The sequence below is a fragment of the Aminobacter sp. 01T433 genome (genome assembly GCF_056398585.1).
Genome location: NZ_JBFTPR010000003.1, coordinates 361,897 through 387,382 on the forward strand (window position 1 = coordinate 361,897; position 25,486 = coordinate 387,382).

A 25,486-nucleotide genomic window follows, 5' to 3' on the forward strand; every position below is an offset into this window, starting at 1 on the left:
AAGGTTGAAGATAGAGTCGCAAATCCGAATAGTCAACCATTCGGTAAAATGTTTTTTGAGGCTACTTGCCGTTGCGCTCCAGCCGGTCGAGGAACCACTGGGTCAGGCGCACCCAGACCTCGTCCTTCTCGCCCGAATCCTCGACGCCGTGGTCGAGATTGGGATTGTCGTTGACCTCGATGACGAACACGCCGTCCTTGGTCTCCTTGAGGTCGACGCCGTAAAGCCCGTCGCCGATGCAGCGCGCCGCGCGCACGGCGGTGTCGATGACATGGGCCGGCGCGTTCTTCAGCGTAAACGTCTTCATGCCGCCCTCGTCGGGCTTGCCGGCGCGGTCGTGATTGACGATCTGCCAATGCTTCTTGGCCATCAGATAATGGATGGCAAACAGCGGCCTACCGCCGAGCACGCCGACACGCCAATCATATTCCGTCGGCATGAATTTCTGGGCGATCAGCAGGTCGGAATCCTCAAGCCACGAGGTCGCCAGCGCCTTGAGCTCATCGAAGTTCGACGCCTTCTTGACGCCGCGCGAAAACGAACTGTCCGGGATCTTCAGCACCAGGGGAAAGCCGAGCGTGTCGGCCGCCAGTCGCAGATCAGACGGTCCCGCAATCATGACAGTCGGCGGCACCGGCACGTTGTTGTAGGCCATCAGCTCGTTGAGATAGACCTTGTTGGTGCAACGGATCATCGACAACGGATCGTCGATGACAGGCATGCCTTCCTGCTGGGCGCGGCGAGCGAAGCGGTATGTGTGGTTGGAGATCGACGTCGTCTCGCGGATGAACAGCGCATCGTAGTTGGCGAGCTTGGCCAGGTCCTTCTTGGTGATCGGCTCGACCTCGACGCCCATCTTTTCGGCGATGCGCGACCAGTAGCGCAGCGACGATATTTCAGACGGCGGCATCTGCTCGTTGGGGTCGATCAGTGTGGCGAAGGTATAGCGCGAGGGCGTGCGCGCCTTGGTGTCGCGCCACTCACGACTGGTATAGGCATCCAGCGCCGCAACGAAGCGCTTGTTGTCGGCGTCGTCGAGCCGCCCAAGGGTGGCGAAGCCGATCTTGTGGATCGAGGCCCATTCGCCGTCCTTGATCACCACTTCCAGTGCCGGTGCGCGGAACCAGTCGAACAATAAACGGGCGAAGCGGTCCCAGGCTTTCGCAGGTCCTACGCCGAAGAAGACGGTCACCTTCGCCGGAAACGTACCGCCCAAATCCTTACGGCATTTGTTGAGCGCCAGCTCGAGTTCCGGCAGCGCGTTTTCGTAGAGCTTGCGCTCCGACAGATCGATCATGGTCTCGACGGTGGGGATCACCTTGTGGCCGCGCGAGCCCGCAAGCAGCGAGGCGTAGTAGCCGCGGCTCTGATAGGTATATCGGTTCGACAGGTTGATGATTTTCGGCCGCTGGCCGCGAAACAGCGCCGGATGGGCGAGATAGTCGCGATTGGTGATGATCTTGTGCGGCGTCGCCGCCTGGTCGAGATCGCTTTGGCGGCCGGTAAGAATGACCCAGGTCATCGTTTGCTAGGCTTTCCGAGAATGATTGCGGCGCGCAGGCCATCGCGGCCGAACTGCGCCATGCGCATGAAGATGTCGTAGGGAACAGGAATGTTGGCGGCGTCGGACGCTGTCTCGCGCTGCTCGTCTTCGATCCACGGATCATGGATCAGGATGTGGCCGCCATCGTCGCTGATGGCGAGCACCCAGTGCGGCACCTTCTTGCCGAACATCAGGAAGCCCGAGATCAGCACCAGCACAAGCTTGCCCTCGGCCAGCTTTCCCCTGATGTCCTCGAGCGCGAATGGGCGGTAAGTCACGGCAATGGCGTATTTTTCGGCGCGGTTGCGGAAATCGGCCTGCGCCAGTTCCATCACCCGGCGCTTTTCAGCGCTACGCACGGACTGCAAAAACAGCGCACCTGGAAAGGACACGAAAATCTCGGTGCCCAGGCCGCTCTCGTGTGCTGCGACCGCCAGCCCGAAGGGTTCGCAGCCACCGGGCCCCGACATCATGAAGATCGTCGTTGCCTCGCGCCACAGCCTGACTTCCATGATCGGGTCGGGCACAAACCCACGGTCGAAATTGGCCATAGCCATCATCAGGCAGCACGGGCCGCAGGTGAAGTCGCAGGTCTGCGCGTAAAACGGCACCTTGGTCGCCACCGGCACGTCGCCGCGCAGCGTCTTTTCATAGCGAAGCGCGGTCATGCCGTCTTCGTAGTAGTCGGGCTCCTGGCCGATCTTGCGGTAGCCATTCTGCTCGTAGAGGCGGATGGCGCGGGCATTGTCCTCGCGCACCTCGAGCCGCAGCATCATGCGGCCATGCTCGAAGGCAACATGCTCGGCCGCGTCGAGCAGGCTGCGGCCGATGCCCTTGCCGCCGAAATCGGGCGCGATGGCAAAGGAATAAAGCCGCGCCACGCCGCTGCCCTTGCGAAACAGCACCATGGCGTAGCCGGCGACACGCCCGTCGCTTTCGGCGACAAGCGCTTGCGCGGTCTCGTGATCGATCAGTTGGCGGAATGAGCGGCGCGAGATCCTGTCGCCTTCAAAGACGGCGTTCTCGATGGCGCAGAGCGCATCGACATCATCTGCGCGGGCCGTACGAATGTCGGCAGCCATGCGGACCTGAGAACCTCGATTGGGCGGAAGACTGCCCCAAAGATGCATCCTGCGAAGCACTCATGCGCTCGCCGTTCCAGCGCAGTCACGCCTCGATTCGGGCCATATTGTGACATGGCCGAGGGGCTGCTGGGCATATGAATCTCGTAGTGAATCGAGAAGGACGCACCCGCGCTCAGGTCATGCCCGCGCCGGCGATCAACTGCATGTAGGCATCCTTGGCGACCACACCCATCTGCTCCGCTGGCAGCGTGCCGACGATGGCGCAGCCATAGCCCTTGTCCTGCCAGTAGACGGCCTCGGGCCCACCACTGGCAAGTGTGACCGTGCCCTTCGAGCGCTCGGTGCCTTCGGTGGTGACATAGACCGAAATCCGGTTGCCCTCGGCGTCGGCATAAAGCATGAGCGCCGCCGTACTTCCATTCGCCGGCACCAGGCGACCGCCGAGAAGCGTAAAGCCGTTCTTGGTCAGGTCCGGCGCCACAAGCTTCAGCCCGGTGCGCTTGGACAGCCAGCCGGTCAGATAGGCCGGGTTGCTGCCATCGACCTCGACGGGCCGGTTCTTGTCGGCGGCAAAGGTCTGATGCGCGGCGATTGCCAGCTGAGCCATGCGGTCGTCGGTGTCGGAACCAGAGCCCAGGCCGCCTGCGCCTGCGAAATAGCCGCCAAGACCACCGGCGACCAGCAGCGCGGCAGCCGCCGCCATGCGCCAGCGCTGCGGCGCCTCCTTGCGCTTGGGCGTTTCGCCATTGACCGCCGCTTCGAGCCGCGAAGGCACATTTTCGTCGAGCACGCCGGCAAAGATATCGCGCAATGCCGAATTGTCGGCGGCATAGCGCTGGCTCCTCGCCTTCATGTCGGGGTTGGCCTCCAGCCAGGCCTGATAGGCGGCGCGTTCGTCCTCCGGCAGCTCGCCGTCAAGCGCCAGGTGGATATCGCGATCGGTAAAGGCGCGCGCGTTCATTTCTCGACGATCCTTATCGTCCGCCGGCGTGCCTGATCGTCAAGCAGTCCGCGCAGTTCCTCGCGTCCGCGCGCAATGCGCGACATCAGCGTGCCGGCCGGCACGCCCAGCATCATTGCGGCCTCGGCATAAGAAAAACCTTCGATGGCGACCATCACCAGCGCGGCGCGCCGGTCTGGGCTGATCGCCTGCAGCGCATCGACGATCTCGCGCGAGGCGACACTTTCGGCCTGCGTCGCCGGTGTTGCCAACGCTTCCGAGGCATCGAGCGGCAGCATCGCCGCCTCGCCGCGCCGGTTCACCTTGCGCATTTGGTCGATGAATAGATGATGCATGATCGTAAACAGCCACCTCCTGGGGTTTTCTCCGGTTCGCCAGTTGTCCATACGCAACAGCGCGCGTTCGAGGCAGTCCTGGACGAGGTCATCGGCGGCGTCGCGGTCGCGCAGAAGCGCGCGCGCATACCGGCGCAAACGGGGGATCTCCTGAAGTATCGCTGCCTTCTTTTCTTCCATGACCGCGGATCGCAAGTCGCCCTTTGAACATGCCGATTGAACGCGCGTTGTGCGCGCGGCGCAAGCATTCTGACTGTTGGCGGCTTGCCACCCCAGTCACCCAAGCACACAACCAACGCTTGCTGTGCTGCGTTTATTCCCGACACATCAGAATTCTTGAAGCATTGCACTAGTTCAATTGATTTTGAACATCGCACCGGATCGGCTAGAGAAGCGCTCCCACGGGAGATGCGACGATGACGGCAGCAGCAGCAAGCACCAGGTCGAAGTCGAGCGTTCCCTGGCTCATCATCATCTGCGGCTGCCTGATCGCCGCGCTGACCTTCGGCCCGCGCTCGGCGATGGGCTTCTTCCAGCTCCCCATGCTTGCCGAAAAAGGCTGGGACCGCACCACCTTCGGTCTCGCCATGGCAATCCAGAACCTGTGCTGGGGCCTTGGACAGCCGATCTTCGGCGCCATCGCCGACAAGTTTGGCAGCTGGCGCGTGCTGACGCTGGGTGCTGTCCTTTATGCGCTCGGTCTGTATCTGATGGCCCATGCCGACAGCGCCACCATGCTGCATCTGAGCGGTGGCGTGCTTGTCGGTCTCGGCGTTGCCGCCGGCTCCTTCAGCATCGTACTGGCGGCGTTCGCCCGCAACACCAACCCTGAAAACCGCTCCATGGTGTTCGGCATCGGCACCGCAGCAGGTTCCGCCGGCATGTTCATCTTTGCGCCGATCAGCCAGGGACTGATTGACGCCTATGGCTGGTCCGACACGCTTGTCTACATGTCGATCGCCATGTTGATCATCCCGGCGCTGGCGATTCCGCTGGTCGGCAATGCGCGCTCGGGCAAGGTATCTCAAGCCGAGATCGACCAGACGCTCGGCCAGGCGCTGTCCGAAGCTTTCGGCCACAAGAGCTACCTGCTGCTGACCTCCGGCTTTTTCGTCTGTGGCTTCCAGGTCGCCTTCATCACCGCCCACTTCCCTGCCTATATCAGGGATATAGGCATCGACGCGCGTTATGCCGTGATCGCGCTGGCGCTGATCGGCTTCTTCAACGTCATCGGCTCGCTCGCCTCAGGGGTCATCGCCCAGAAATATTCAAAGCCGCACTTCCTCGCCTGGATTTACATCGCACGCTCGGTACTGGTGACCGCCTTCCTGCTGTTGCCGCAGACACCGACAAGCGTCGTGGTCTTCGCCATCATCATGGGCTTGCTCTGGCTGTCGACCGTGCCGCCAACCAACGGCCTCGTCGCCATCATGTTCGGCACCCGCCATCTCGGCATGCTCGGCGGCATCGTCTTCTTCTCGCACCAGATCGGCTCGTTCCTCGGCGTCTGGCTCGGCGGCTACCTCTACGACCATTTCGGATCCTACAATCCGGTCTGGTGGCTCGGCGTGATCCTTGGCCTGTTCGCCGCCGCCGTGCACTGGCCGATCAAGGAACGCCCGGTCGCACGGCCAGCAGTGCTGGCGCCAGCGGAGTGACACCATCGCTGGCCTGACCGTGTCAGGCCAGATCGGTCTGGGAAAAATCATTGCCCTTGTAGAGCGCCTTGGCGCAGGCATAGGCGAAGAAGGCGGGCATGGCTGGCATGCCCGCCTTCGGAAATGCCTCGTCGACTCAGAACCGGTAGTTAAGTCCGGCCTTCACCGTGTTGCTGTCGAGTTCGTCGGCTTGCTTGGCGCCACCGACGGTCGAGCGCACCTTGCCGTAGTCGACGCGGTTATACTCGATCTTCGCCGAGACCTTGTCGCTGATCGCCTGTTCCACGCCTGCGCCCAGAAGCAGGCCGCCTTCCCAGTTGTTGCCCGAAGTGACATTGCTCCTGGGCGTGAACTTGGTCACGCCGTAGCCGGCGGTTCCGTAGACCAGCGTGCGGTCAAGGGCAACGCCGGCGCGCGCCTTGGCTGCGGCATCGAACTTGCGCTCCAGCTGGGCGCCATTGGCGATGTTGTGGCGAGTGCCATTGGAGAAGCTGGCGTCGGCCTCCGCACCATAGACGAACATTCCGGACTGGAAGTTGGTGCCGACCTGGCCGCCAAGCTGCCAGCCGGTCTTGCTCGAGAACGGGTTCGGGAAGCCGTCCGAGGAAACGCCGACATGGGCACCGCCATAGACGCCAGACCAGTCATAGGCGCCGGTGCTTTCCTGGTAATAACCCGATGCCACGTCGGCCGCATTGGCGACGACGGGCATGGCGACGGTTGCGAGGGCAGCGAAGAGAACGAAATGCAGATTTCGCTTGGACATGATGTAGTGCTCCGACATTGCTTGGGACCGCGCCGCCCGAGACTTCGCGGTCCTGTGACGGGGCTTCGACACATCGGCAATGGGAGGAAGTCCGCGAGCCGAATCCCGTGCGCCATATCATTGACGCGGGCGGAACTTCGCCCTGATCCGTTGCCGAAAACTTGCGCAATTCGAATAAAAAGCGATCTTGGCTGGCAATCTTTCAGTAATGTTAACCGCTAGTTAACGGCGCAGGCGGTCGCACGGCCGGCAGTGCTGGCGCCAGGAGTAGTCAGCTACAATAAAAGCGGCGGCCGCCGTGGCCGATGAAGGTGTTGCTGCGCCGGTCGTAGCCATAGCGCTGGTGGCAAGGCCCGTTCCACTTTTCGCGCCGGCGCTCCTTGGCGTTCTGCTCTGCCACCGATCCGGCAACGATGGCGCCCACCGCAAGGCCAAGTATGCCAAGGCCGATCGCGGCTTCAACGTCGCTATCCTTGTAGCGCTTGCGGCGTTCGTGGCGATCCTGACGGTCACGCCACCGGTCGCATTGCCGGCGCTCGTAACGGTCGCGCGGCCACGAGCAATCGATGTCGTCGTCATCGTCGTAGTAATAGCTGTCGCCGACCAGTTGTACCGAGGCAGCCGCCGTGACGTTTCGGCTGCCGGCATGCGCGGGAAGGCTGGTCAGAAGGCTTGCGGTCAACAGGCAGGCAAGCGGTTTTGCAAACAACATCACGCTCTCTTTTCTGGGATCACCCGATCATCGAAAACAGGCCGATTGGGAGGGGGACTGTCTTCGATACGCTGGAAAGTGCTGCGCGCCCTCCCTGGAGGTGCAAAGGACGCCGCAGCACTTTGGACCAGCGTCTGATCCGTTTCGAAAATCGATGCCGATCTTCGGCAGCCGGGCCTAGAAGCGGTAGTTCAGGCCGAGCTTGACGCTGTGGCTGGCGGCGTCGGCGCTGGTACGGGCGCCGCCCTTGAGCACGGCGTTCACGTCGCCGTAGTTGACGTAGTTGTATTCGGCACGGGCCGAAATGCCGCCATCGAAGGCCTGTTCGATACCGCCGCCGACCAGGTAGCCGCCTTCCCACTTGTCGTCGGAAATGACGTTACCCTTGCCCTTGAACTTGGCCATGGAGTAGCCGGCCGTGCCGTAGACCAGCGTGCGGTCGAGGGCGACGCCGGCGCGGACCTTGGCCGCACCGTTCCAGGTGCGCTGGAGTTCGGCACCGCGACCGAGGTCGTATTTCGAACCTTTGGAGTAGCTGCCTTCGAGCTCGGCGCCGTAGACCATGGCGCCGGACTGGAAGTTGGTGCCGACCTGACCGCCGAACTGCCAGCCGCTCTTGTCCGCGAACGGGTTGGGAAAGCCCGAGGACGCGGAACCGAGGTGAACACCGGCATAGACGCCCGACCAGTCATAAGGCGCATCGGAAAACTGCTGGGGGGCGTAATTCTGGGCCACATCCGCAGCCATCGCGGGCATGGCAAAAGGCGCTAGGCCAGCGAATACAACGACAAACAGATTTCGCTTGGACATGATAATTCTTGCTCCGACATTGACGTTGGGCTGCGAAGCAAATGCCTCGCAGCCCGTTGACGGGGCATCGACGCGGCGGCAACGGGGGGAGAACCCGCCGGCGAAGTCCCGTGCAGCCTATTTGGTTGCGAGCGGAAACTGCGCCTTCTGCATTGCAGCAACATTGCATCGAATATAATAAAATCAACTATTTATCGGTAATCTTTCAGTAATCTTCATTAAGCGATCCTTGCGCATCTGGGCTGTCTTACCGTGCCGCGCGTGTCAGCAGCCGCTGATAGAACAGCCCGATGCCGATCAGCACCGCACCCAGTCCGATGAAGGACAGCGCGCGCAGGACGCCTTCGAGTTCCGACATGTCGAACAGGAAGACTTTTGCCACCGCAATCGAGATCAGCGCTGCCGAAGCGATGCGCAGGACCTGCGATTTCAATGTCACGCCGGCGACCAGAAGCCCGACGCCCATGGCAAGCCAAAGTGCCGAATAGGTGTAGGTCTCGACCTGCCCTAGCCCGGCCCACAGGGCGATATTCTCGCCCTGGAACAGCCGCCTGACCGACAGCGTGGCATAGGCGAAGGCGAGCAGTGCCGCGACCAGCGCCAGCATCGCCGAATACCATTTCGGCCGCTTGCCCCTTGCGTAAAATGCGAGCCCGGCTGCTGCCGCCGCCGGCAGCAGATAGGCAAGGAACAGAAGGTTGAAGAACGGAATCCTACCGGTGGCCTCGTCGGTGAACAGCGGGTTGAGCACCACGAAATGCTGGGCAAGGATGAACAGCACCGAAAGCACGCCCATGCCAAGCGAACCGTAGCGCAGCACGGCACTTGGCGAGCGCATGTCGAGCGCCACCATGATAGCCGCGCCGCCGAGCGAGATCAGCGTGTAGATCGCCTGCTCGGCCAGGGTCGGGGCGTTGGAGGTGATGACCCCGCCATTCATCGCGTGGCGCACCAGCATGGCCACCGTCAGCAGCGCAAACAGTGCTGCCACCGCTTCCATGACCAGACGTGGCCGGCCATTGGTGGTGCGCGCAAGTTGCCAGGCGGCAAAGCCGAAGGCGAGCGCGGGGATGCCGTAGCCTGGCAGCAGCCAGTTGAACACAGGCGTCCTACCCAAGACATCGGCACCGACGATGGTCGGATCGAAAGCCACACGCGCCAGCACGGCGATGGCGGCGGCGACGCTCAGCCAGCCTAGCACCGGATAGATCCGCTGGCGGGTTGCCAGCGCCGGGACCACGGCCGCCAGGCCGAGCAGCACGGTCGTAAAGCCCGAGCCGAAGCCCATATGCAGCGCCAGCAACAACGCCACCCCTGCCCCGCCCAGCGCGAAGGAAACGGCCGGCCCACCAGTCAAAGGCGGCTGTTCGCCGCGCGCGATCCATTCGCCGCCGGCGACAAATGCAGCGACCAGCACCGCCGCGACAAGCGCGCGCACAAGGTCGCGATCAGGATTGCCGTAAGCGATCCAGAGCGAAAACAGCACCACCAAAGGCACAGCAACACCCCATCCGGCCCAGCTCGCGGCACGCAAGGGTGCGGCCACCACCTGCCGCCTGGCGTTCCAGAAGCCCGCGCCGGCAAAGACCAGCCCAAGCCCCCAGCCGATGCGGGTCAGCGTCGAACCGGCGACCTCGATCGGCAGGCCTTCAACCGTCAGCCCACCAATAGGCAACTCGAGGTCGAATGTGCCGCCGATGGCGTTGCGCAGGTAGATGAGCACCACGGCAAAGCCGGCTGCGAAAAGCATTGACACTGCGGCCGGACGGTAAAGTGCTACCGCCAGCATGCCGAGCAGCAGCAGGGTGCCGCGCAACGGGCCGCCAAGGGCGGCATAGGTCGGGTGGATGAACAGCACCAGCGCGGTGACGGCGACAAAGAACGCCGGCACCATCGAGGGCCAGTCGAGTTCTGTCTCCTCGTCGCTGCGGCCGAGCCACAACCAGGCAAGCGCTGCGAGTGTCACAGCGCTCATGAACAGCACGATGGCGAAGCTCGCCAGCGGTGCGTCGGCGAGGTAGAGCAGCGTCCACAGGCCGGTGCCGATGAAGGCAGCCCCGATCAGCAGCGACCATCTGCGGGTCCGGGCAACGGCTGCTGTCGCAACCAAAACGATGGCAAGGTAGCCAAACAGCGCCCAGTAGTTCGGCGCCGTCGATGAGATCAGAACAGGGGTCACCATCGAGCCGAGCAGTCCGAGGCCGGCCAGCGCCTGGCCGTGCGCAAGGGCCGCGGCAATGGTCGCCACGCCGACGATGCCCAAAAGGGTGAAGGCCGGACCAGCGCCGATGAAACCGTAGATGCCATGCGCGGCGTAGATGGCGCCGAACAGGGTAAACGCACCCGCAGCCGTCAGGATCGCCGGAATATAGGCGCTGCCGCCATTCTGGATCGGCACGCGAAAGCCGGTGCGGCGGATGAATTCGCCGCCGCCAACCAGGATGAGCCCGAACAGTGCGGCCATGGTCAGCCGCGCGCCGGGGCCGAAGAAGCCGGATTCGATCGAGTAACGGATCAGGAACACACCGCCGAAGGCCAGCGCCAAGCCGCCGACCCACACAGCCCAGCGCGTGCCAAGCGCGGTTTCGATATCGGGTCTTTCACGCGCCGGTGTTGGTTCAGCGGGCGCAGGCTTGGCGCTCCACGGTCCCGGTTCGCCCGGCTCGGCTTGTGCTGCGACCGGCAATTCTTTGCTGACGGCAGTTTCGGCGGCGGCAGCCGCCATTGCTGGCTCGGCCTCAGGCTTGTCCACCGTTGCAGTCGCCAGCGCCTCGGGCGAGATCGGCGCGCTCACCGTCTCCGCCGAAGTTTCCGGCGCCTTCGCGACCGGCGCTGGAACCGCCCCCGACAGCACTAGGTTGCGCAGTGCGCCCAATTCACGTTCGAGCAGGCCAAGACGGCTTTGCTGCTTCGATATGACGATGATCAGCGCGACAATGGCGATGACGCCCAAAAGGCTCTCAAGCATGGCCGTTCCCCCTCAGATTGGCCTGCTCACCGCGCCGCCAGATTGGCTGCGGGAAGGCATGTTTCGGTGCCGCAAGCGCGCAGCTTGCCGTCCTTGTCCTTCGGCATGGCCTTGGACAGGGCTGCTGTAGGTACTTCGCTCATGCGGCAGTGTCTCCATGGGAGATGGCTTGGGCAGCGTAGAATTTGCGCAGTGCCATGAGCAGCCCGCTCCGCGCGTCGGGAACATCGATCCCGCGCGGCTCATAGACATGGCGAGCAAAAAAGAAACTCGACAGCCTGAAAGCATCCTCGATGGCTTTGAGGTCGGCACCTTGCCGTGCCCCGCGTCGCAAAAAGGGCGGCAGGGCAAACAGCTTGTCGCGCCAGGGTTCGCCGGCCGTGCGCGACACTGCCCGGCCTGATTTCGGCGAGACATAAGTCAGCTCCTCGACCGTGCCGGTGGCAGCGCATTCGGAAAGGTCGAGGCCGAAGCCGAGTTCTTCCAACACCAGAAGCTCGAAGCGCACCACCAGCTCACCGACCGCCTCGGCTTCGTTCAGGTGATCGATCAGGATCGCCAACGTCTCGTAAAGTGCTGCATGCGGGTCGCGTTCGGGCAGTAGCCTCAGATGCGCTGCCAGTGTCTGCAAGGCATAGACGGCAATGGCACTGTCGATCAGCCTGGCGGCATTGAGCTCGATCGGCTCGGCCTGGAAGGTGCCCATATGCTCGTCGAGCCGGGCGCGCCAGACAAGGTCGACGCGGTTTCCCGCCTGCAACACGGGCTGCTGCTTGCGCGAGCGGCCGCCGCGCACCAGCCCGAGATGCCGGCCATGCGCACGCGTCATCACCTCGAGCACGGCGGAGGTTTCGCCATGCTTTCGGGTGCCGAGGATGATTCCTTCGTCGCGCCATTCCATGGCCGGACCATCAGCCGGTTGGGTGGCGAAATCAAGAACATTGCAGGGCCAAAGCCATGTAGAGAGCATCCTGCCTTCGGCATGGACATGGCGAGTGCTGAGCGTGCATGATCCCGAAGGTGTCGAACGCGAGGGGCGGTCGCGCTCTTCCATCGGGGGACAGATATGTTTCGCAAGCTGGTTACGCCATTTCGACTGCCGCTGGCCGTAGTTGGGTTTCTGCTCGGATTTGGCCAGGCCAGTTTTGCCATCGATGACCTGGAGACGGCACCTCCCCCACTTCCTGTCACCACCGACGTAACCCTGTTTGAGAACGTCCGGATCTTCGACGGCAAAGGCACCACGCTCTCTGAGCCTTCCAACGTGCTGGTCAGGGGCAACATCATCGAGCGGATTTCACAAGCGCCGATCGAGGCCGGCGGCGAGGCAAAATTGATCGGCGGCAATGGCCGCGTGCTCATGCCCGGCCTGATCGACGCCCACTGGCACGCCTTCATGGCCGCCACGCCGCAGCCGCTGTTGATGACGGCCGACCCCGCCTATCTGCAATTGCTGGCGGCGCGCCAGGCGGAGGCAACGCTGATGCGCGGCTTCACCACCATCCGCGATCTCGGCGGGCCGGTCTTCGGGCTCAAGCGCGCCATCGACGAAGGCGTCACGCCTGGCCCGCGCATCTATCCCTCGGGCGCGATGATTTCGCAGACCTCCGGACATGGCGATTTCCGCTTTCTCTACGAGCTCCCCCGCAACCCCGGCGGACCGCTGAGTTTTTCCGAGCGCGAAGGCATTGCCGCCATCGCCGATAGCCCCGACGAGGTCAGGCTGCGCGCACGCGAACAACTCAGGTTGGGCGCAAGCCAGGTCAAGCTGATGGCCGGCGGCGGCGTCAACTCGCCCGCCCACAATCCGATTGAATCCATCCAGTACACCGAGCCGGAGCTGCGAGCGGCAGTCGAGGCGGCCGAGAACTGGGGCACCTATGTCACCGTGCATGCCTACACCCCGCCCTCGGTCCAGCAGGCGATCCGCGCCGGCGTCAAGGTCATCGACCATGGCCAGCTGCTTGACGATGCAACAGTCAAGCTGATGGCCGAAAAGGGCATCTGGTGGAGCCTGCAGCCGCTGACCTATGACCCGGACGTCTTTGCGCGCATGGACCCGTCATCCCAGCGACGGGCCAAGCAAGTGTTCGACGGTACCGACAACGCCTACAGGCTGGCCAGGAAATACAAGGTCAAGACGGCCTTCGGCGCCGACATCCTGTTCGACCCGGTTGCTGCCAGCCGTCAGGGCGCAGCACTGGCGAGCCTCGCCAAATGGTACACGCCAGCCGAAGCGCTCAAGATGGCCACCGGCGACAATGGCGAGCTGATGGCGCTGTCGGGCTTCATCAACCCCTATCCCGGCAAGCTCGGCGTCGTCGAGGAAGGCGCGCTCGCCGACCTCCTGCTTGTCGAAGGCAATCCGCTGGAAGACCTCAATCTTGTCGCCGAGCCCGACAAGAATTTCTCCATCATCATGAAAGACGGCAAGGTCTACAAGAACACGCTGGCGAAGTGACCGGCCGCCGCGTCGCCACGGCGGCCGGGTGGGATCAGGCCGGCTTCATCGCCCGGGTACCGAGCCAGTCGAGCGCGAGCATGACCAGCAGCGAGATGCCGACGAGCGGAAACAGGATACCGCCGACAGCCAGAATCGCGATCAGTCCACGAAATACGCGCAGGTCGGTGGGCAGCGGCGGCACGCCAAGCGAACTGGCCGGGCGCCGCTTCCACCACATCGCGGCAGCCGACAAGGCCAGCAGGACGATGCCCAGGCAGGCAGCCAGCAGCACCAGCTGATTGGCGAGGCCGAACTCCTGACCCATATGGACTGAGATGCCCCATTCCAGCCATTTGCCGAGCGGGCCGTAGTCGGCAAAGCCCATGTCGATCAGCGGCTTGCCACTATACTGGTCGAGATGGATGACGCGCTGCTGGTTCGCATCGTCGGGATAGACCGAGCCGGTATAAACGCCTTCCGGCGTCGCTGGAATGTTGACGGCGTAGCCGCGATGCAGGTCGAGCCTGTCAAATGTCGCGACCGCTGCGTCGAGGCCTATGGGCGCCGTTGCATGCTCGGCCGTTGATTGCGGCATCTGCGCCTGCTCCAGCGACCACGACGTCTTGGCGACATGGTTGAGATGTTCATCGGACATCGGCACGGCCACGCGCACGCCGGCGGGATAGCCGAAATTGCTGCCATTGGCCCATTCATTGACCTTTTCGCCCCACACGCCCGACCAGGGCATGCCGGTGATCGCCAGAAAGACGATGAAGACGCCAACGAAGATGCCGGTTACCGCATGCGTGTCGCGCCAGAACATGCGGTTCTTCGGCTTGCCCCGTACGGTGACGACACCTCCCGACTTGCCGCGCGGCCACCAGAGATAGATCCCCGTCGCCACCAGCAGGATCGACCAGCCGGCGGCGAGTTCGATCAGCATCCGGGCGGTGTCGCCGAAATATTTGAGGCTGTGCAGATAGCGCACCATCCACATGATGGTGCCGCGATCGGGAAGCGCGCCCAGCACCTCACCGCTATAGGGGGTCACATAAACCGCAAGCTTGCCCTCGGTTTCCGTCTTGACGGTAATCTCCACCGATCCTGTCGGTGTAGCCGCGTCGGTGAATTTGACGGCGGTGCCGGGATGAGCCGCAAGCGCTGCCGCAACCATCGCTGAGGGCGCGGCCTGGCCCTCTGAAATCTCGACACGCTTCAGGTCGGAATAGACGAGTACGTCGATCTCATCCTTGAAAAGATAAAGCGCGCCGGTCACGGCAAGGCTGATCATGAAAGGCAGCACCAGAAGGCCGGCATAGAAATGCCAGCGCCAGACGGCGCGATAAAGATTGGACGGCGAGCGCGCAGCCACAGCACTGCTCTCCCGTCCGAGGGTCATTTCGGACATTTTTGTCTCCATAGGCGTGGAATGGCCGCTTGAACGGCCCTAGTCGGTTCGACGTCAGATGGAGATCGTTGGTGGTGCCCTTGCCTCGGCGATCAGCCCGCGCAGGCCCTGCCGAACGGGCTCAGCCAGCTCGGCAATAACAGTGCCATGCGCCTCGGGCCGGTCGAGGATGAAGGCAAGCTGTTCGCCCGGCAGGCCGGGAGCGGTCGCCACCGCCAGCTGGCAGAGCGTGCCGCAGGGGCATTCGGCGGGGCTGCGGACAGGCTGCTTGTCGCCGCCCGCAGGGGCCATGCCGTCCATGGTGCAGATGACGCCGAGCGGGTCGGCGGCAGAGGCCGCCATGGCGCCGGACGCGGCACCTGAAAGCAGCGCCTGGAAAAGCAGGAGGAACGCGATCATGCCGGCGATGGCGCCGGCCGATACCTTGTCCCGCAAAATGAGCCGCATGCTCTTCATCATGGCGCCATGCCACAATGCCGCCGCAAAGTCACTGCGGCACGGGAGTCGTCAGCGCTCGCGCGGCCATTGCGGATGCAGCGTATCGATGACGAAGCCATGGGCATGCCGGCGTCCATGGCGATGCGCGCCCTCCGTCCAATGCGGATCGTCCTCGGCAAGGTCATCATGGTGATGGCCCACTATATCGGGATCGGAAGCCGGCCACATCAACACGGCCACGGCCACCGCAACCGCTGCGATACCAGCCATGATGACAAAGGTCTGCGACAGGCCGACGGTCACGCCGAGCCAGCCGGCCAGCGGATAGGTGATCAGCCAGCAGGCATGGGAAAGCGCGAATTGCGCGGCAAACAATGCCGGCCTGTCTTCCGGGCGCGACGAACGCCTCAGCAGCCGGCCCGCCGGCGTTTGCGCGACCGAATAGCCAAGGCCGAGAACGAACCAGAGCGGCAGCAGGGAATCAAAACCCTGCACCAGCGTGCCGCACACGAGCCCAAGCGCCAGCAGAGCTATGCCCGCCAGCATGATCGAGCGGTCCTGGACCCGGTCGAGTATTCGCGGCAGCATCAGTGCCGCCACCATCGATCCGCCGCCATAAGCCGCCAGCGCCATGGCCGTCGATTTTTGCGTCAGGCCGTATTCGCCCTGCACGATGACGACGGTGTTGACGATCACCATCGCACCGGAAGCCGCAACCGCCATGCTGACGGCCAGCAAGCCCTGCAGCCGTGGCGTTGCCAGATAGATCCGCAAACCCCGCGTGGTCCGCTCATAGATCCCGCGCGGCGCGGACGCATGCGGGCTCGGCAGCGTCACCGAGACAACCAGCGCCGCCGATGCCAGGAAGCCGATCACCGTGCCGGCAAACAGGCTGTGGAAGTTGATCACCGTCAGAAGTGCCGCCGCCAGAATGGGGCTGACCAGGCTTTCAAGGTCGTAAGCAAGCCGGGTCAGCGAAAGCGTGCGGGTGTAGTCCTTTTCGTCAGGCAGAATGTCGGGAATTGTCGCCTGGAATGCAGGGGTGAAGCCGGCGGATGCCGATTGCAGCACGAAGATCAGCACATAGACCTGCCAGACTTCGGTGACAAAAGGCAAAAGCAGCACCACCGCCGCGCGCACGAGGTCGAGGCAGACCAGCATCGGCCGGCGCGGCAGCCGCTCGGCAAAGGCAGCCGCCACAGGTGCTACGATAACAAAGGCAATCATCTTGATCGCAAGGGCGGTGCCAAGCACCACACCGGCATCCGGCCCAGCCAGATCGTAAGCCAAGAGCCCGAGCGCGACGGTCGCAAGACCGGTGCCGATCAGCGCGATCAGCTGGGCAGCAAACAGATGGCGATAGGTTCGGTTGGACAGTATCTGAAGCATCGATCGGGCTCGGTGATGTCAGGCGGCCCGAGGGCTGCAAATTGCTCGGCAGAAGGCGCGACGCGGCCGCAATCGGCGGCGTCTCACAGGTATTTGGTGATTTCCTTGAACTCGTCGATCGACTGCCGCTGCTCGCGCGGCAACGGTCCGACCGCTTCTTCCAGGCAATGGTCGAGATGGTCCTGGATCAGCGTGCGCTTGGCCTGGCCGACAGCCTTTTCCACCGCGTGCAATTGCTGGGCGACATCGAGGCAAGGCCTGCCCGCCTCGATCATGGCGATGATGCCGCGAAGATGGCCTTCGGCCCGCTTCAGCCGCTTGAGCGTATCGGGATGCGACGCGTGGGTATGCGCATGTTCTGTCATCCTCAGATGCTATCCCCCTGGGGGGCATATGGTCAAGGCAGCATCCCTACTTGTCGCCGACCTTCTTCTTGCCGCTCAGCAACGCGTAGACCGCCATCGAGTGTCCGTGCCCGAGGGCGAAATCCTCGCGCAGCCATTCGATGACCTGCCCGGCCTTGACATCGGCCTTGAGTTTTCCCTGTTCGGAAAAGCCCTTTTCGTCGGACAGTTTCAAAAGGTCCTCCGGACCCTTGCCGGTCTTGGTCTTGATGGTGTCGAGATAGGCTTGAAATGACATTGCGGTTTCTCCTTGTTGAAGGTTGGGTTGATCAGGCGCGCCGACGGTTCGCCAGCACGCCGCCAGCGATGATCGCCGCGAGGCCCGCGACCGAAAGCATGGTCAGCACGTCGTTGAACAAGAGCGCTGCCAGCACCACGCCGAAGCCCGTGCCCCAGTAGCCAAGCTGGCTGAAGAACACCGGCCCGCCGATCTCCTGCAGGCGGAAGTTGAGCAGGTAGGACGAGGCCGAGGTGGCGACCATGCAGCCGATCCAGAACAGCACGTCACGGTCGAAAAAGACCCAGCTCGACGGCGCCTCGAAGAAGGGCGCGACCAGCGCCACCATCAGGCTGGAGCTCAATAAAATGCAGCAGGAGAAGGCGAGCGCCGACGAGCCCTTGGGCCAATAGGCCGAGCGGATGATGTTGCCGGCAGCGGCACAGGCCGGGATAGTGATGCCGAGCAGCACCCATACCGTCTGAGAGAGGTCGATCTCTGCCAGCTGCTGCTGCACAAGGGCCGCCATGCCTGCAAGGCCGATCAAGATTCCGGCGAAGCGCCTCAAATACATGCGCTCGATGCCGAGCCCGGCGGCGAAGCTCATCGTCAACAGCGGCGACAGCGAATAGACGGTCGAGGTGTAGGCCGGCCCGACACGGTCGACGATGTAATAGCCCAGTACCGTGGGCACGGTGAAGCTGATGATGCCGAGCACCAGGTAGAGCACGATGTGCCGACGCTCGCGCGGGATGCCCTGCCCCGACGCGGCCAGCAGCGGCAACAGGATCAGGCCAGCGCCGATATTGGCGACCAGCGCCAACTGGAACGGCTGCATGCCGGCGTTCAGCGCCGCCTTGGAGATCATGATGCGGGTGGCGAAGACGAGGCCGCACAACGCCAGCAGGATCAGCGGCGAGCGCGCGGCGTAGGACACCGGCAGACGAAGAACTTCCTGTTGCGTCATGGCGAACCTCCAGATATCTTAGCGCTAAGATAAATGATGGAGCTATCTTAGTGTCAAGACATCTCGACGAAAATAATGGGGAGTTGGCCGGCGGCGGCCTGCAGGACGGCATCGATGCGCGGCGCGCCCAATGGGCCAAAGAGCTCCCTCATCTCGATACGCGCGGCATGGCGATCCTCGGCCGCGCCCGCTGGATCACGCTTGCCGCCCGCCCGAAAATCGAGGCGATCTTCGCCTCCTATGGCCTCGACAGCGGCGAGGCCGACGTGCTGTTCACGCTTTTGCGTTCCGGGCCGCCCTATCGCCTTCGCCCGACAGAGCTGTACCGCTCGATGATGATTTCGTCGGGCGGTGTCACCAACCGCATCGTCAAGCTGGTTAAGGCAGGCCTAGTCAGGCAGGTCGCTTCGGAAGGCGACGGGCGTAGCATGCCGGTGGAGCTCACCGAGGACGGCATCGCCCGCGCCCGTGAGGCCTTCGAGGCTGACATGGCGGTCGAGACGCTGATGCTGGAAAGCCTGACCTGGGACGAGCAGACGCAGCTGGCAGCACTGCTGCGCAAACTGGCGCTATCCCTTGGCAGTGCCGGCACGGCAGAGTGACGCCCACGAATCGTCATGCTGGCAGCAATGGGAATGGAATGAACAGCGAAGATCTCGCCGCACTTGTCCATCGGCAACAGGTGCCGCTGGCACTGTATGCCACCGGCAAGGGCCTCGACCGGCCTTGGGAAATGGCCACCGGCATGGCCGACGAGGCGACAGGCCAGCCGATTTCCGCTGACACGCCGCTTAGGGTCGCAAGCAACACCAAGACCTTCGTGGCCGCCACCGTTCTCCGGTTGTGGGAACAAGGACTGATCGACCTCGACAGCCCGATCGCGCCACTCATTACGCCTGTGTTCAACGACCTGCTCTCGTCCGCCGGATACCGCACGGGCAAGATCACCGTTCGCCATCTGCTGAACCACAGCGGCGGACTGGTCGATCACACTGAGGATCCGCGCTACTTCGCCACCGTGCGTGCTGATCCCGCCCGCTTCTGGACGCGCGAAGACCAGGTGCGCCTCGCAGCGGAGTACTCGCCCCCCTTGAGCGACGCCGGGACGCGGTTCAGCTATTCCGATACCGGCTACATCCTGCTTGGCGACATCATCGAGCGCATCTCGGGCGAAACGCTCGCCACAACGGTTCGGCGCGAAATGTCGTTCGACAGGCTGGGCCTGACATCGACATGGTGGGACGTCGCAGAGCCGCAGCCTGTGACAACCGAGCCAAGGGCGCGTCAGTTTCTGGGCGCGGTCGACGCCACCGACATCAACGCATCGATGGACCTCTATGGCGGTGGCGGGCTGGTGATGTCCGCGCGCGATCTCGCCACTTTTTTTGCGGCCCTGTTTGAAAACAGAGTTTTCGACAGCCCGCAAACGCTCCAGGAAATGCTCTCGAAGGACACTCATGAGGGCGCCGACGCCTACCGTCTCGGCATTGCCGTGAGCCGCATCGACGGCATCGAATGTTTTTCGCATCTCGGTTTCTGGGGAACGGTCGCCTACTATTCGCCGGCCTCGGGCACGGCTATCGCCGGCTTCACCACCAACCGCGAAGCGCGCGCTGGGCTCGTGTCGATCATCGAGCAGATCCTCGCGACAACCCTGCCCGTTTCGGCTATCGCCTGAGCAAGGATCATGTAGTTTCGCAAACTTGCCGCAGGGCCTGGCCAATGCGGACTGACCACTGGAGCGCAGACATGCCGTCGACCGAGCTACTGATCGCCTTTTTCGCCACCACAGCGATCTTCGCTTTCATGCCGGGTCCTGCCATGCTTTACGCCGCGGCCCAGACGCTGGCGCGCGGGCGCTGGTCAGGCATGATGGCAGCGCTCGGCATCCATCTCGGCGGCTATGTACATGTCATTGCCGCCGCTGCCGGCCTGTCGGTGCTTTTCCACGCCGTGCCGCTCGCCTACATGGCCGTCAAATTTGTCGGCGCGGCCTACCTCATCTGGCTCGGCATTGCGCTGTTCCGTGCCAAGGTGCAAGGCGATGGCGATCTCCCCGTCATCGAGCCGAAATCTGCCCGGCGCGCCTTCTTCGAAAGCGTCACCGTCGAGGTGCTCAACCCCAAGACGGCGATCTTCTTCATGGCATTCCTGCCGCAATTCATCGATGCGTCGGCGACATTTCCGGTCTGGCTGCAATTCGTCCTGCTGGGCATGATCGTCAACATGATGTTTTCGAGCGCCGATATCATCGGCGTGATGCTGGCGGGCGCAATGATCACCAGGCTGCGACGCTCAAGCCGCGCCCAGCGCATGATGCAGCGTGCCGGCGGTGCGGTGCTCGTCGGCCTTGGCGTTCACGTGGCCCTGCAAAAGAGCTGAACGACAAACCACAGACCACCGACAATGCCCTTCGAAAATGACGCCAGCCGACCACACCGCGCCCCTCGCCGATCAACTCGCCCGGGGTCAGCGCTCATTCAAGGCCCTGCAACTCGCAGGTAGCGATCTCGCGCGGCTTGATTTCAGCGCTTGTGAGTTCGTCGACTGCAATCTGGCCGGATGCGATCTTTCGGCAGCGACGCTCACCGACACGCGCTGGATCAGCTGCCGCATGGCGGGCGCCAAGCTCGCGGCGATCGATGGCGTCGATGCCGAGTTCCGCAATTGCGACCTCTCCAACACCGATTGGACGCGGTCGCGGCTCAACGCTTCGAAGTTCAGCCAGAGCAAGCTGACGGGCGCGAATTTCGCCGACTGCGCGTTGATCGGCACTGATTTCCAGGAATGCCGGCTGGTCAGCGCCTTCCTGCCCGCCGTCTCGTTCCGGCGCAAATCGCTCAACAATCTCGATTTCAGCGATGCCGAACTCAGAGGCTGCGATTTCCGCGAGGCGATCTTCGACGGCTGCAGCTTGCGGGGCGCCACCTTGCGCTCCTGCCGCTTTGAAGGTGCCGACCTGCGCGGCTGCGACCTTGGCCCGCTGAAGCTCAACGAGGCGGCGATCCTCAAAGGTACGGTGATCTCGAAAAGCCAGGCAACAGACCTATTGCGCAATCTCGGCCTGCAGGTGCTGTAGCCGCCCAGCGGGGCTACGCTTGCACGCTGCTTCTGCCGAAACACGTGTGGATGCAGCGGAGAGATTTCGACCGATGCTCCGCGCGGCCTCGAGATGGTCAGCCGGCCCCTGCGTTTCGGAGTCGAGCAGGAGCTCTGACGTCACCACAGACGCACCGACATAATCGAAGATGCCATGGTCGATCTGCGTTTTCATCGCGCCGAAATAGCCGTGCCGCGCATAGGTCCGCATGGTTGCGCCACCGATGGCGACGAGATGAACCTTGAGATGGCGCAACCGCTTCACCGGCTTGATGCCGGGGCCTTCATCATAGGCCCAACCATTGGCGAACACGCGATCGACCCACCCCTTAAGCAGCGCCGGCATCGACCACCAATAGACAGGATAGACCAGCACAAGCGTGTCAGCGCGATCGATCCTTGCCTGCTCGGCGGCGACATCGGCTGACGGTGGCACCTCCCTGCGGTGAACGGCGAGGTCGATAGCGGTGTAGCGCGGATCGAAAGCTTCCGCCGCAAGGTCGGCAATTTCGAAGCTGTTGCCTGGGTCGGACTGGGACAGGCCCTCGGCGATTTGCGCGGCGACGCTGTGGCTGAGCGATTTCGGATCGGGATGCGCGACGACGATGAGGGCGTGCATGTCGAAAACTCCTGCTTGATGGTTGCGGGTGGCTGGCGCCGCTTATATACTTTCTGTAAGCTACTTCTAGTAATGTACTTATGGTATATAATGATGTCAAGCACCGCCACGACAGCCCCGCGCCTGCGCAGGCGCCTGCTGCGGGAAGACCGCCATCGCCAGCTTCTGGACGTCGCATGGGCTTTGATCAGCGAGGAAGGAACGGAAGCCTTAACGCTGCCACGGCTTGCCGAACAGGCGAGCGTGGCAAAACCCGTCGTCTATGACCATTTCGCCACACGGCCGGCGTTGCTCGCAGCACTTTACCAGGAGTTCGACACGCGCCAGACCGCGCTGATGGACTCGGCACTTCAAGCGAGCGAACCGACCCTATCGGGCAGAGCCGCAGTCATCGCATCGTCTTATGTCGAGTGCGTGCTTCTGCAGGGCCGCGAGATACCGGGCGTGATCGCTGCCCTTGCCGGCTCGCCCGAACTGGCGAAGGTCAAGCGCGACTACGAGGCAATCTTCATGGAGAAATGCCGGACCCTGCTTGCCCCGTTCGCACCGAGCGGCACCGTCACGTCACAGGGGCTTTTGGCGATGCTCGGGGCGGCCGAAGCACTGTCCTTCGCCGCCGCGAGCGGAGACATCACGCCCGCTCAGGCCAAAGACGAGCTGTTCGAAACAATCCTCGCCATGGTCACCAGAAACGCGCCGCGCAGCCAATGATGACGTTCTGGGGCGCGCGCGGGCACCCACGCGAAAACCCCATTCCGATCAACTGCGAAACCCGGCTGCCGCTCTTTCGCTACGCAGGCCCTCGCTTCGGGATCACGCTAGCAATAATACACGCCAACCGCGCAGCGCCGCACGGTGCGCCGCGCCACGCCGGCAACGCTCACTGGCGTAAGAGGCCGACCGACCCTGGCTTCGGCCGTTGAGACGAAACCATGGAGCCCAGGCACTGTCGGATGCTCCAGCGTTTCGAGCCCGATAAACCCGACAATTGCGGCGAGCAGATAAATTCTCAGCTTCCTTGACGCGTTCATTTGCCACCTCCTGGTGCATAATGGCTGGGCAGTTCATCGATGTCGCGCAACTCCTTCACATCGATCTTCTTGGCACCGTCCGGCGCCTTGAAGGCAAAATCATCTGCCTCTACGTCGGCGCCGGCTTTCCAGTCGCTGATCTGGATACTGTATTGCGGCCCTTGGGCCACCTCTTTGGAGGTAATGACATACCGGCACGGATAGGGATGTTCGCCTTGCGCGATCCAGATCTGCCAATCGACGTCCTTGGCCCGGAAAGCCAGATGATCGCATTCGGTGCCACCGATGACGCCGCTGCCGAGATCCTTGACGTTGGTCACGCCATGCATCAGGTCGTCATAGACGTTCGACAACAGGAGATCGGCGCCCGGAATCGGCTTGCGGTATTTGTCGCGCAACTCATTGACGAGATGATCCACCGTGCCAGGGGCATCGACCTGGGCGTAGGCATTGGCGTCCTTGCCCAGCAGAGTCAGAACCTTCCCGTCGAAGAGCATTTCGACATTGGCGAACCCGCCGGTGCGCGTCGCGCGGAACTTGTCGGGCCGGCTGAGTTCGACCTCGCCCGAACTCGCCAGCAACAGTTTCTGGTGATCCTTGGTGACGACCTCGAGGTTGGTGTCGAAATCGAACGATATGTTTTTCTGCGCGGCAAGATAGTCGGACATCGCCTTGAGCATGGTCTTGGCCGCTGCTTCATCAGCTTTTGCGGGCGCTCCAAGGCCAATAGCCAAGACCACAGCAGAAGCCGTCGCGGCTATGAGCGCGATACGGTTGGTCCGCTTGAGGAAATCATGCTGCACGAACATGGGAATACCTCCGCTTTGATTGACGTGTTCAATTGGGGTATCTGCTTTGGGAAAATGGTGGCCTAAGCCTGATCGGAACCGAAGCTGCGTGTCGCTCCAGTCGAGCGCGAATTTCCTCCGGAAAAGACAGCGATGCGGATACGGCAAAGGTGCTGCATTGCCGTTCCCTCAGGCCCAGATGCAACCTGAGCCTGCAATCCGCAGCCTACTCCCCGAATGTCCCGTGGTCCACCACCGGGGAGCGATCGAGGCGGCGCTCGACGCCGCCATCATTTCCTCCCCTGGCGGGTGGGCCGTAATTGTTTCAGCTGCGCGCCGCGTAAACATGTCTTCCCAAAGGACAAATCATCCACTATCCGCAGCTTGACCTTCGCTGGACAATGGATCGAGACGTGATCAGACCCGCAGATATGACGGATGCTTCCAGCCTCGCGGCGCTCGGTCTGGAAGTTTGGCTGAACACTTACATTCGCAATGGTGTCAACGCATTCTTTGCCGATTTTGCATTGAGACAATTCACTACCGCTCGGTTCGAAGAAATCTTGTCGCAAGCAAACCACACCATCCTGGTTTCGCAGAATTCCGTTGGCATCGACGGGTTCATCCATGTCTCATTGGGCGCTGCGGCACCCGTAACCACATGCTCCGATCTCGAAATTTCGACGCTGTATGTCCAGCCCCGGCACCAAAACGGTGGCGCCGGCAGAAGGCTGCTTGCGGCTGGGTTGCAATATTGCGCATCGACCGGGCGGCCCGATGTCTGGCTGTCGGTCAACGCCGAAAATGACCGCGCCACCCAGTTCTATCTGAGGAAGGGTTTTGCCAAGGTCGGCGAAACGCAGTTCCAGATCGATGGCCAGTCTTATCCGAACCACGTGCTGCGATACGCTCTGGCGTAGCAAGCCCGCAGATGCGGACGGCCTTTGACATTGCCTTTGTCGGCGCTTGCCTCGCGGGCGGAGCATTGTTACCGTCCTCCCATTCCCGGGGACGTTCCAGCATTCGATAGTTCAGCCCGGCGGTGCCTTTTCCAACACGACTTGCTCGACAAGCTCGACACGACGAAAAGCAAGCCCTGGAGGGAAATTCACGCCTACGCAATTTCGGGCCAATTGTTTGGCCCAACGCCTCCTGGATACCGGTCTCAGCGCAACCGCACGTGCAGCACGTCGTTTTCTACCAAGCACAACAAAGGAGAAGCGCATGTACACGAAGACAGTAGTGGGTATGGCACTGGCTTTTTCTGCTTTGGCTGCCATGGCCTCCGCCCAGGAGCCTCCAAAAAAATACGGCTCCGAGGCGGGCTGGGACATCTTTATCAAGCCAGAGATGGGCCCCGGCTGCGTGATCGCAAAGAAACTCAACAACGATGCGCAATTCCAAATGGGCATCGATGCAACCGCTGAAAAACGCGGCTACATGGCGCTCTACACCAAGGCCGATGCCCAAGTTACATCAGGGGATGAGCTCTCAGTTATATTCGATGTCGATGGGCAAAAGTTCAGCGGGGCCGCTACCGGCCAGCAGATAGACGGGATGAAGGGGGCCTTTGTCTGGGTCAACAATCCCGAGTTCATCTACGATCTCGCCAAGAAAAAGAGCCTGACGATCGCCCCGGCGGGACGTGAAGCGATCGTGTTGCCTCTTACCGGAACCGACGCTGCCTTCAAGAGCCTGCGCGCGTGCCAGGAAGCTCAGAAACCGGCGTAGACTAAGCGCTGGAGCCGGCATTGCTGGCGGGAGGCGCAGTTGTTCCCTTCGTGGGGGCACTGCGCCTCTCGAACACCTTCCGACCGTCATGCGTGGATGCCCGGCCTGAACCGT

Annotated in this window: 27 protein-coding genes; 9 read left to right on the top strand and 18 right to left on the bottom strand. The window is 62.7% G+C overall.

Annotated elements, in window-relative coordinates; genetic code table 11:
- Window positions 1–61 precede the first annotated feature (61 nt).
- The 4 genes from AC1DLV_RS07070 to AC1DLV_RS07085 all read right to left on the bottom strand — a co-directional run bounded on the left by AC1DLV_RS07070 (window position 62) and on the right by AC1DLV_RS07085 (window position 4,104).
- Entirely contained in the window at window positions 62–1,522 is a 1,461-nt protein-coding gene (locus AC1DLV_RS07070) for a RimK family protein (RefSeq protein WP_476798836.1), read from the bottom strand.
- Window positions 1,519–2,625, bottom strand: a complete 1,107-nt coding sequence (locus AC1DLV_RS07075) for a peptidase C39 family protein (protein WP_476798837.1) — start codon at window positions 2,623–2,625, stop codon at window positions 1,519–1,521. Before AC1DLV_RS07075 ends, AC1DLV_RS07070 begins: the two co-directional genes overlap by 4 nt.
- Before the next feature lie 175 nt (window positions 2,626–2,800).
- Window positions 2,801–3,589 carry an anti-sigma factor family protein gene (locus tag AC1DLV_RS07080; RefSeq protein ID WP_476798838.1) on the bottom strand — a complete coding sequence of 263 codons (789 nt, stop codon included), beginning with the start codon at window positions 3,587–3,589 and terminating at the stop codon, window positions 2,801–2,803.
- The gene (locus tag AC1DLV_RS07085; protein ID WP_476798839.1) at window positions 3,586–4,104 is read right to left on the bottom strand and encodes a sigma-70 family RNA polymerase sigma factor; all 519 of its coding nucleotides are present in this window, start codon (window positions 4,102–4,104) and stop codon (window positions 3,586–3,588) included. Before AC1DLV_RS07085 ends, AC1DLV_RS07080 begins: the two co-directional genes overlap by 4 nt.
- A gap of 236 nt (window positions 4,105–4,340) precedes the next feature.
- Between AC1DLV_RS07085 and AC1DLV_RS07090 the strand changes: the two genes are divergently transcribed.
- Entirely contained in the window at window positions 4,341–5,582 is a 1,242-nt protein-coding gene (locus AC1DLV_RS07090; protein ID WP_476798840.1) for an MFS transporter, read from the top strand.
- A gap of 136 nt (window positions 5,583–5,718) precedes the next feature.
- Here the strand turns inward: AC1DLV_RS07090 and AC1DLV_RS07095 are convergent, their stop codons facing one another.
- The 5 genes from AC1DLV_RS07095 to recO all read right to left on the bottom strand — a co-directional run bounded on the left by AC1DLV_RS07095 (window position 5,719) and on the right by recO (window position 11,739).
- Entirely contained in the window at window positions 5,719–6,348 is a 630-nt protein-coding gene (locus AC1DLV_RS07095; protein ID WP_476798841.1) for an outer membrane protein, read from the bottom strand.
- A gap of 271 nt (window positions 6,349–6,619) precedes the next feature.
- Window positions 6,620–7,060, bottom strand: coding sequence for a hypothetical protein (locus AC1DLV_RS07100; RefSeq protein ID WP_476798842.1), 441 nt, complete (start codon window positions 7,058–7,060; stop codon window positions 6,620–6,622).
- A gap of 177 nt (window positions 7,061–7,237) precedes the next feature.
- Window positions 7,238–7,870, bottom strand: a complete 633-nt coding sequence (locus AC1DLV_RS07105; protein WP_476798843.1) for an outer membrane protein — start codon at window positions 7,868–7,870, stop codon at window positions 7,238–7,240.
- Between the two features lie 247 nt (window positions 7,871–8,117).
- Window positions 8,118–10,838 (bottom strand): DUF2339 domain-containing protein, encoded by a 2,721-nt coding sequence (locus AC1DLV_RS07110; RefSeq protein ID WP_476798844.1) that lies wholly within the window; start codon window positions 10,836–10,838, stop codon window positions 8,118–8,120.
- Window positions 10,839–10,977: 139 nt separating this feature from the next.
- Window positions 10,978–11,739, bottom strand: a complete 762-nt coding sequence (gene recO, locus AC1DLV_RS07115) for a DNA repair protein RecO (RefSeq protein WP_476798845.1) — start codon at window positions 11,737–11,739, stop codon at window positions 10,978–10,980.
- A gap of 165 nt (window positions 11,740–11,904) precedes the next feature.
- Here recO and AC1DLV_RS07120 point away from each other — a divergent pair, with 165 nt between their 5' ends.
- Window positions 11,905–13,299, top strand: a complete 1,395-nt coding sequence (locus AC1DLV_RS07120) for a metal-dependent hydrolase family protein (RefSeq protein WP_476798846.1) — start codon at window positions 11,905–11,907, stop codon at window positions 13,297–13,299.
- A 34-nt stretch (window positions 13,300–13,333) separates the two neighbouring features.
- Here AC1DLV_RS07120 and AC1DLV_RS07125 read toward each other — a convergent pair whose 3' ends face one another.
- The 6 genes from AC1DLV_RS07125 to AC1DLV_RS07150 all read right to left on the bottom strand — a co-directional run bounded on the left by AC1DLV_RS07125 (window position 13,334) and on the right by AC1DLV_RS07150 (window position 18,104).
- Entirely contained in the window at window positions 13,334–14,689 is a 1,356-nt protein-coding gene (locus AC1DLV_RS07125) for a PepSY-associated TM helix domain-containing protein (RefSeq protein WP_476798847.1), read from the bottom strand.
- A gap of 54 nt (window positions 14,690–14,743) precedes the next feature.
- The gene (locus AC1DLV_RS07130; protein WP_476798848.1) at window positions 14,744–15,136 is read right to left on the bottom strand and encodes a DUF2946 family protein; all 393 of its coding nucleotides are present in this window, start codon (window positions 15,134–15,136) and stop codon (window positions 14,744–14,746) included.
- Between the two features lie 60 nt (window positions 15,137–15,196).
- Entirely contained in the window at window positions 15,197–16,516 is a 1,320-nt protein-coding gene (locus AC1DLV_RS07135) for an MFS transporter (protein WP_476798849.1), read from the bottom strand.
- Window positions 16,517–16,599: 83 nt separating this feature from the next.
- Window positions 16,600–16,881 (bottom strand): metal-sensing transcriptional repressor, encoded by a 282-nt coding sequence (locus AC1DLV_RS07140; protein WP_476786235.1) that lies wholly within the window; start codon window positions 16,879–16,881, stop codon window positions 16,600–16,602.
- Window positions 16,882–16,927: 46 nt separating this feature from the next.
- Complete coding sequence (locus AC1DLV_RS07145; RefSeq protein ID WP_476798850.1) at window positions 16,928–17,158, bottom strand: DUF4287 domain-containing protein; 231 nt, start codon at window positions 17,156–17,158, stop codon at window positions 16,928–16,930.
- Between the two features lie 31 nt (window positions 17,159–17,189).
- Complete coding sequence (locus AC1DLV_RS07150; RefSeq protein WP_476798851.1) at window positions 17,190–18,104, bottom strand: DMT family transporter; 915 nt, start codon at window positions 18,102–18,104, stop codon at window positions 17,190–17,192.
- Between the two features lie 50 nt (window positions 18,105–18,154).
- Between AC1DLV_RS07150 and AC1DLV_RS07155 the strand changes: the two genes are divergently transcribed.
- The 4 genes from AC1DLV_RS07155 to AC1DLV_RS07170 all read left to right on the top strand — a co-directional run bounded on the left by AC1DLV_RS07155 (window position 18,155) and on the right by AC1DLV_RS07170 (window position 21,183).
- The gene (locus AC1DLV_RS07155) at window positions 18,155–18,706 is read left to right on the top strand and encodes a MarR family transcriptional regulator (RefSeq protein ID WP_476798852.1); all 552 of its coding nucleotides are present in this window, start codon (window positions 18,155–18,157) and stop codon (window positions 18,704–18,706) included.
- Window positions 18,707–18,744: 38 nt separating this feature from the next.
- Window positions 18,745–19,782, top strand: coding sequence for a serine hydrolase domain-containing protein (locus tag AC1DLV_RS07160; protein WP_476798853.1), 1,038 nt, complete (start codon window positions 18,745–18,747; stop codon window positions 19,780–19,782).
- A gap of 71 nt (window positions 19,783–19,853) precedes the next feature.
- Window positions 19,854–20,486 (top strand): LysE family translocator, encoded by a 633-nt coding sequence (locus tag AC1DLV_RS07165; RefSeq protein ID WP_476798854.1) that lies wholly within the window; start codon window positions 19,854–19,856, stop codon window positions 20,484–20,486.
- A 37-nt stretch (window positions 20,487–20,523) separates the two neighbouring features.
- Window positions 20,524–21,183 carry a pentapeptide repeat-containing protein gene (locus tag AC1DLV_RS07170; protein WP_476798855.1) on the top strand — a complete coding sequence of 220 codons (660 nt, stop codon included), beginning with the start codon at window positions 20,524–20,526 and terminating at the stop codon, window positions 21,181–21,183.
- Here the strand turns inward: AC1DLV_RS07170 and AC1DLV_RS07175 are convergent.
- Entirely contained in the window at window positions 21,151–21,822 is a 672-nt protein-coding gene (locus AC1DLV_RS07175) for an NAD(P)H-dependent oxidoreductase (protein WP_476798856.1), read from the bottom strand. The two genes, AC1DLV_RS07170 and AC1DLV_RS07175, sit on opposite strands and share 33 nt — an antisense overlap.
- A gap of 93 nt (window positions 21,823–21,915) precedes the next feature.
- On the opposite strand from AC1DLV_RS07175, the gene AC1DLV_RS07180 reads away from it, so the two are divergent.
- Window positions 21,916–22,533, top strand: coding sequence for a TetR/AcrR family transcriptional regulator (locus AC1DLV_RS07180; RefSeq protein ID WP_476798857.1), 618 nt, complete (start codon window positions 21,916–21,918; stop codon window positions 22,531–22,533).
- Window positions 22,534–22,640: 107 nt separating this feature from the next.
- On the opposite strand, the gene AC1DLV_RS07185 is transcribed toward AC1DLV_RS07180, so the two are convergent.
- Window positions 22,641–22,853: a hypothetical protein gene (locus AC1DLV_RS07185; protein WP_476798858.1), complete on the bottom strand. Its 213-nt coding sequence runs from the start codon at window positions 22,851–22,853 to the stop codon at window positions 22,641–22,643.
- Window positions 22,850–23,533: a DUF2092 domain-containing protein gene (locus AC1DLV_RS07190; protein ID WP_476798909.1), complete on the bottom strand. Its 684-nt coding sequence runs from the start codon at window positions 23,531–23,533 to the stop codon at window positions 22,850–22,852. The genes AC1DLV_RS07185 and AC1DLV_RS07190 overlap by 4 nt, the downstream gene beginning before the upstream one ends.
- A gap of 521 nt (window positions 23,534–24,054) precedes the next feature.
- Between AC1DLV_RS07190 and AC1DLV_RS07195 the strand changes: the two genes are divergently transcribed.
- Entirely contained in the window at window positions 24,055–24,561 is a 507-nt protein-coding gene (locus AC1DLV_RS07195) for a GNAT family N-acetyltransferase (protein ID WP_476798859.1), read from the top strand.
- 304 nt (window positions 24,562–24,865) lie between these two features.
- Window positions 24,866–25,372, top strand: a complete 507-nt coding sequence (locus AC1DLV_RS07200) for a hypothetical protein (RefSeq protein WP_476798860.1) — start codon at window positions 24,866–24,868, stop codon at window positions 25,370–25,372.
- Window positions 25,373–25,486: the final 114 nt, after the last annotated feature.

Excerpts from the sequence above, each read along its gene's own strand:
- AC1DLV_RS07145 (WP_476798850.1), bottom strand. The coding sequence starts at position 17,158 with ATGTCATTTCAAGCCTATCTCGACACCATCAAGACCAAGACCGGCAAG.
- AC1DLV_RS07140 (WP_476786235.1), bottom strand. The coding sequence starts at position 16,881 with ATGACAGAACATGCGCATACCCACGCGTCGCATCCCGATACGCTCAAG.
- AC1DLV_RS07165 (WP_476798854.1), top strand. The coding sequence starts at position 19,854 with ATGCCGTCGACCGAGCTACTGATCGCCTTTTTCGCCACCACAGCGATC.
- AC1DLV_RS07070 (WP_476798836.1), bottom strand. The coding sequence starts at position 1,522 with ATGACCTGGGTCATTCTTACCGGCCGCCAAAGCGATCTCGACCAGGCG.
- AC1DLV_RS07100 (WP_476798842.1), bottom strand. The coding sequence starts at position 7,060 with ATGTTGTTTGCAAAACCGCTTGCCTGCCTGTTGACCGCAAGCCTTCTG.
- AC1DLV_RS07190 (WP_476798909.1), bottom strand. The coding sequence starts at position 23,533 with ATGCTCAAGGCGATGTCCGACTATCTTGCCGCGCAGAAAAACATATCG.
- recO (WP_476798845.1), bottom strand. The coding sequence starts at position 11,739 with ATGGAATGGCGCGACGAAGGAATCATCCTCGGCACCCGAAAGCATGGC.
- AC1DLV_RS07200 (WP_476798860.1), top strand. The coding sequence starts at position 24,866 with ATGTACACGAAGACAGTAGTGGGTATGGCACTGGCTTTTTCTGCTTTG.
- AC1DLV_RS07120 (WP_476798846.1), top strand. The coding sequence starts at position 11,905 with ATGTTTCGCAAGCTGGTTACGCCATTTCGACTGCCGCTGGCCGTAGTT.
- AC1DLV_RS07180 (WP_476798857.1), top strand. The coding sequence starts at position 21,916 with ATGTCAAGCACCGCCACGACAGCCCCGCGCCTGCGCAGGCGCCTGCTG.
- AC1DLV_RS07170 (WP_476798855.1), top strand. The coding sequence starts at position 20,524 with ATGACGCCAGCCGACCACACCGCGCCCCTCGCCGATCAACTCGCCCGG.
- AC1DLV_RS07110 (WP_476798844.1), bottom strand. The coding sequence starts at position 10,838 with ATGCTTGAGAGCCTTTTGGGCGTCATCGCCATTGTCGCGCTGATCATC.
- AC1DLV_RS07090 (WP_476798840.1), top strand. The coding sequence starts at position 4,341 with ATGACGGCAGCAGCAGCAAGCACCAGGTCGAAGTCGAGCGTTCCCTGG.
- AC1DLV_RS07075 (WP_476798837.1), bottom strand. The coding sequence starts at position 2,625 with ATGGCTGCCGACATTCGTACGGCCCGCGCAGATGATGTCGATGCGCTC.
- AC1DLV_RS07130 (WP_476798848.1), bottom strand. The coding sequence starts at position 15,136 with ATGCGGCTCATTTTGCGGGACAAGGTATCGGCCGGCGCCATCGCCGGC.
- AC1DLV_RS07160 (WP_476798853.1), top strand. The coding sequence starts at position 18,745 with ATGAACAGCGAAGATCTCGCCGCACTTGTCCATCGGCAACAGGTGCCG.
- AC1DLV_RS07105 (WP_476798843.1), bottom strand. The coding sequence starts at position 7,870 with ATGTCCAAGCGAAATCTGTTTGTCGTTGTATTCGCTGGCCTAGCGCCT.
- AC1DLV_RS07135 (WP_476798849.1), bottom strand. The coding sequence starts at position 16,516 with ATGCTTCAGATACTGTCCAACCGAACCTATCGCCATCTGTTTGCTGCC.
- AC1DLV_RS07085 (WP_476798839.1), bottom strand. The coding sequence starts at position 4,104 with ATGGAAGAAAAGAAGGCAGCGATACTTCAGGAGATCCCCCGTTTGCGC.
- AC1DLV_RS07150 (WP_476798851.1), bottom strand. The coding sequence starts at position 18,104 with ATGACGCAACAGGAAGTTCTTCGTCTGCCGGTGTCCTACGCCGCGCGC.
- AC1DLV_RS07095 (WP_476798841.1), bottom strand. The coding sequence starts at position 6,348 with ATGTCCAAGCGAAATCTGCATTTCGTTCTCTTCGCTGCCCTCGCAACC.
- AC1DLV_RS07125 (WP_476798847.1), bottom strand. The coding sequence starts at position 14,689 with ATGTCCGAAATGACCCTCGGACGGGAGAGCAGTGCTGTGGCTGCGCGC.
- AC1DLV_RS07185 (WP_476798858.1), bottom strand. The coding sequence starts at position 22,853 with ATGAACGCGTCAAGGAAGCTGAGAATTTATCTGCTCGCCGCAATTGTC.
- AC1DLV_RS07080 (WP_476798838.1), bottom strand. The coding sequence starts at position 3,589 with ATGAACGCGCGCGCCTTTACCGATCGCGATATCCACCTGGCGCTTGAC.
- AC1DLV_RS07175 (WP_476798856.1), bottom strand. The coding sequence starts at position 21,822 with ATGCACGCCCTCATCGTCGTCGCGCATCCCGATCCGAAATCGCTCAGC.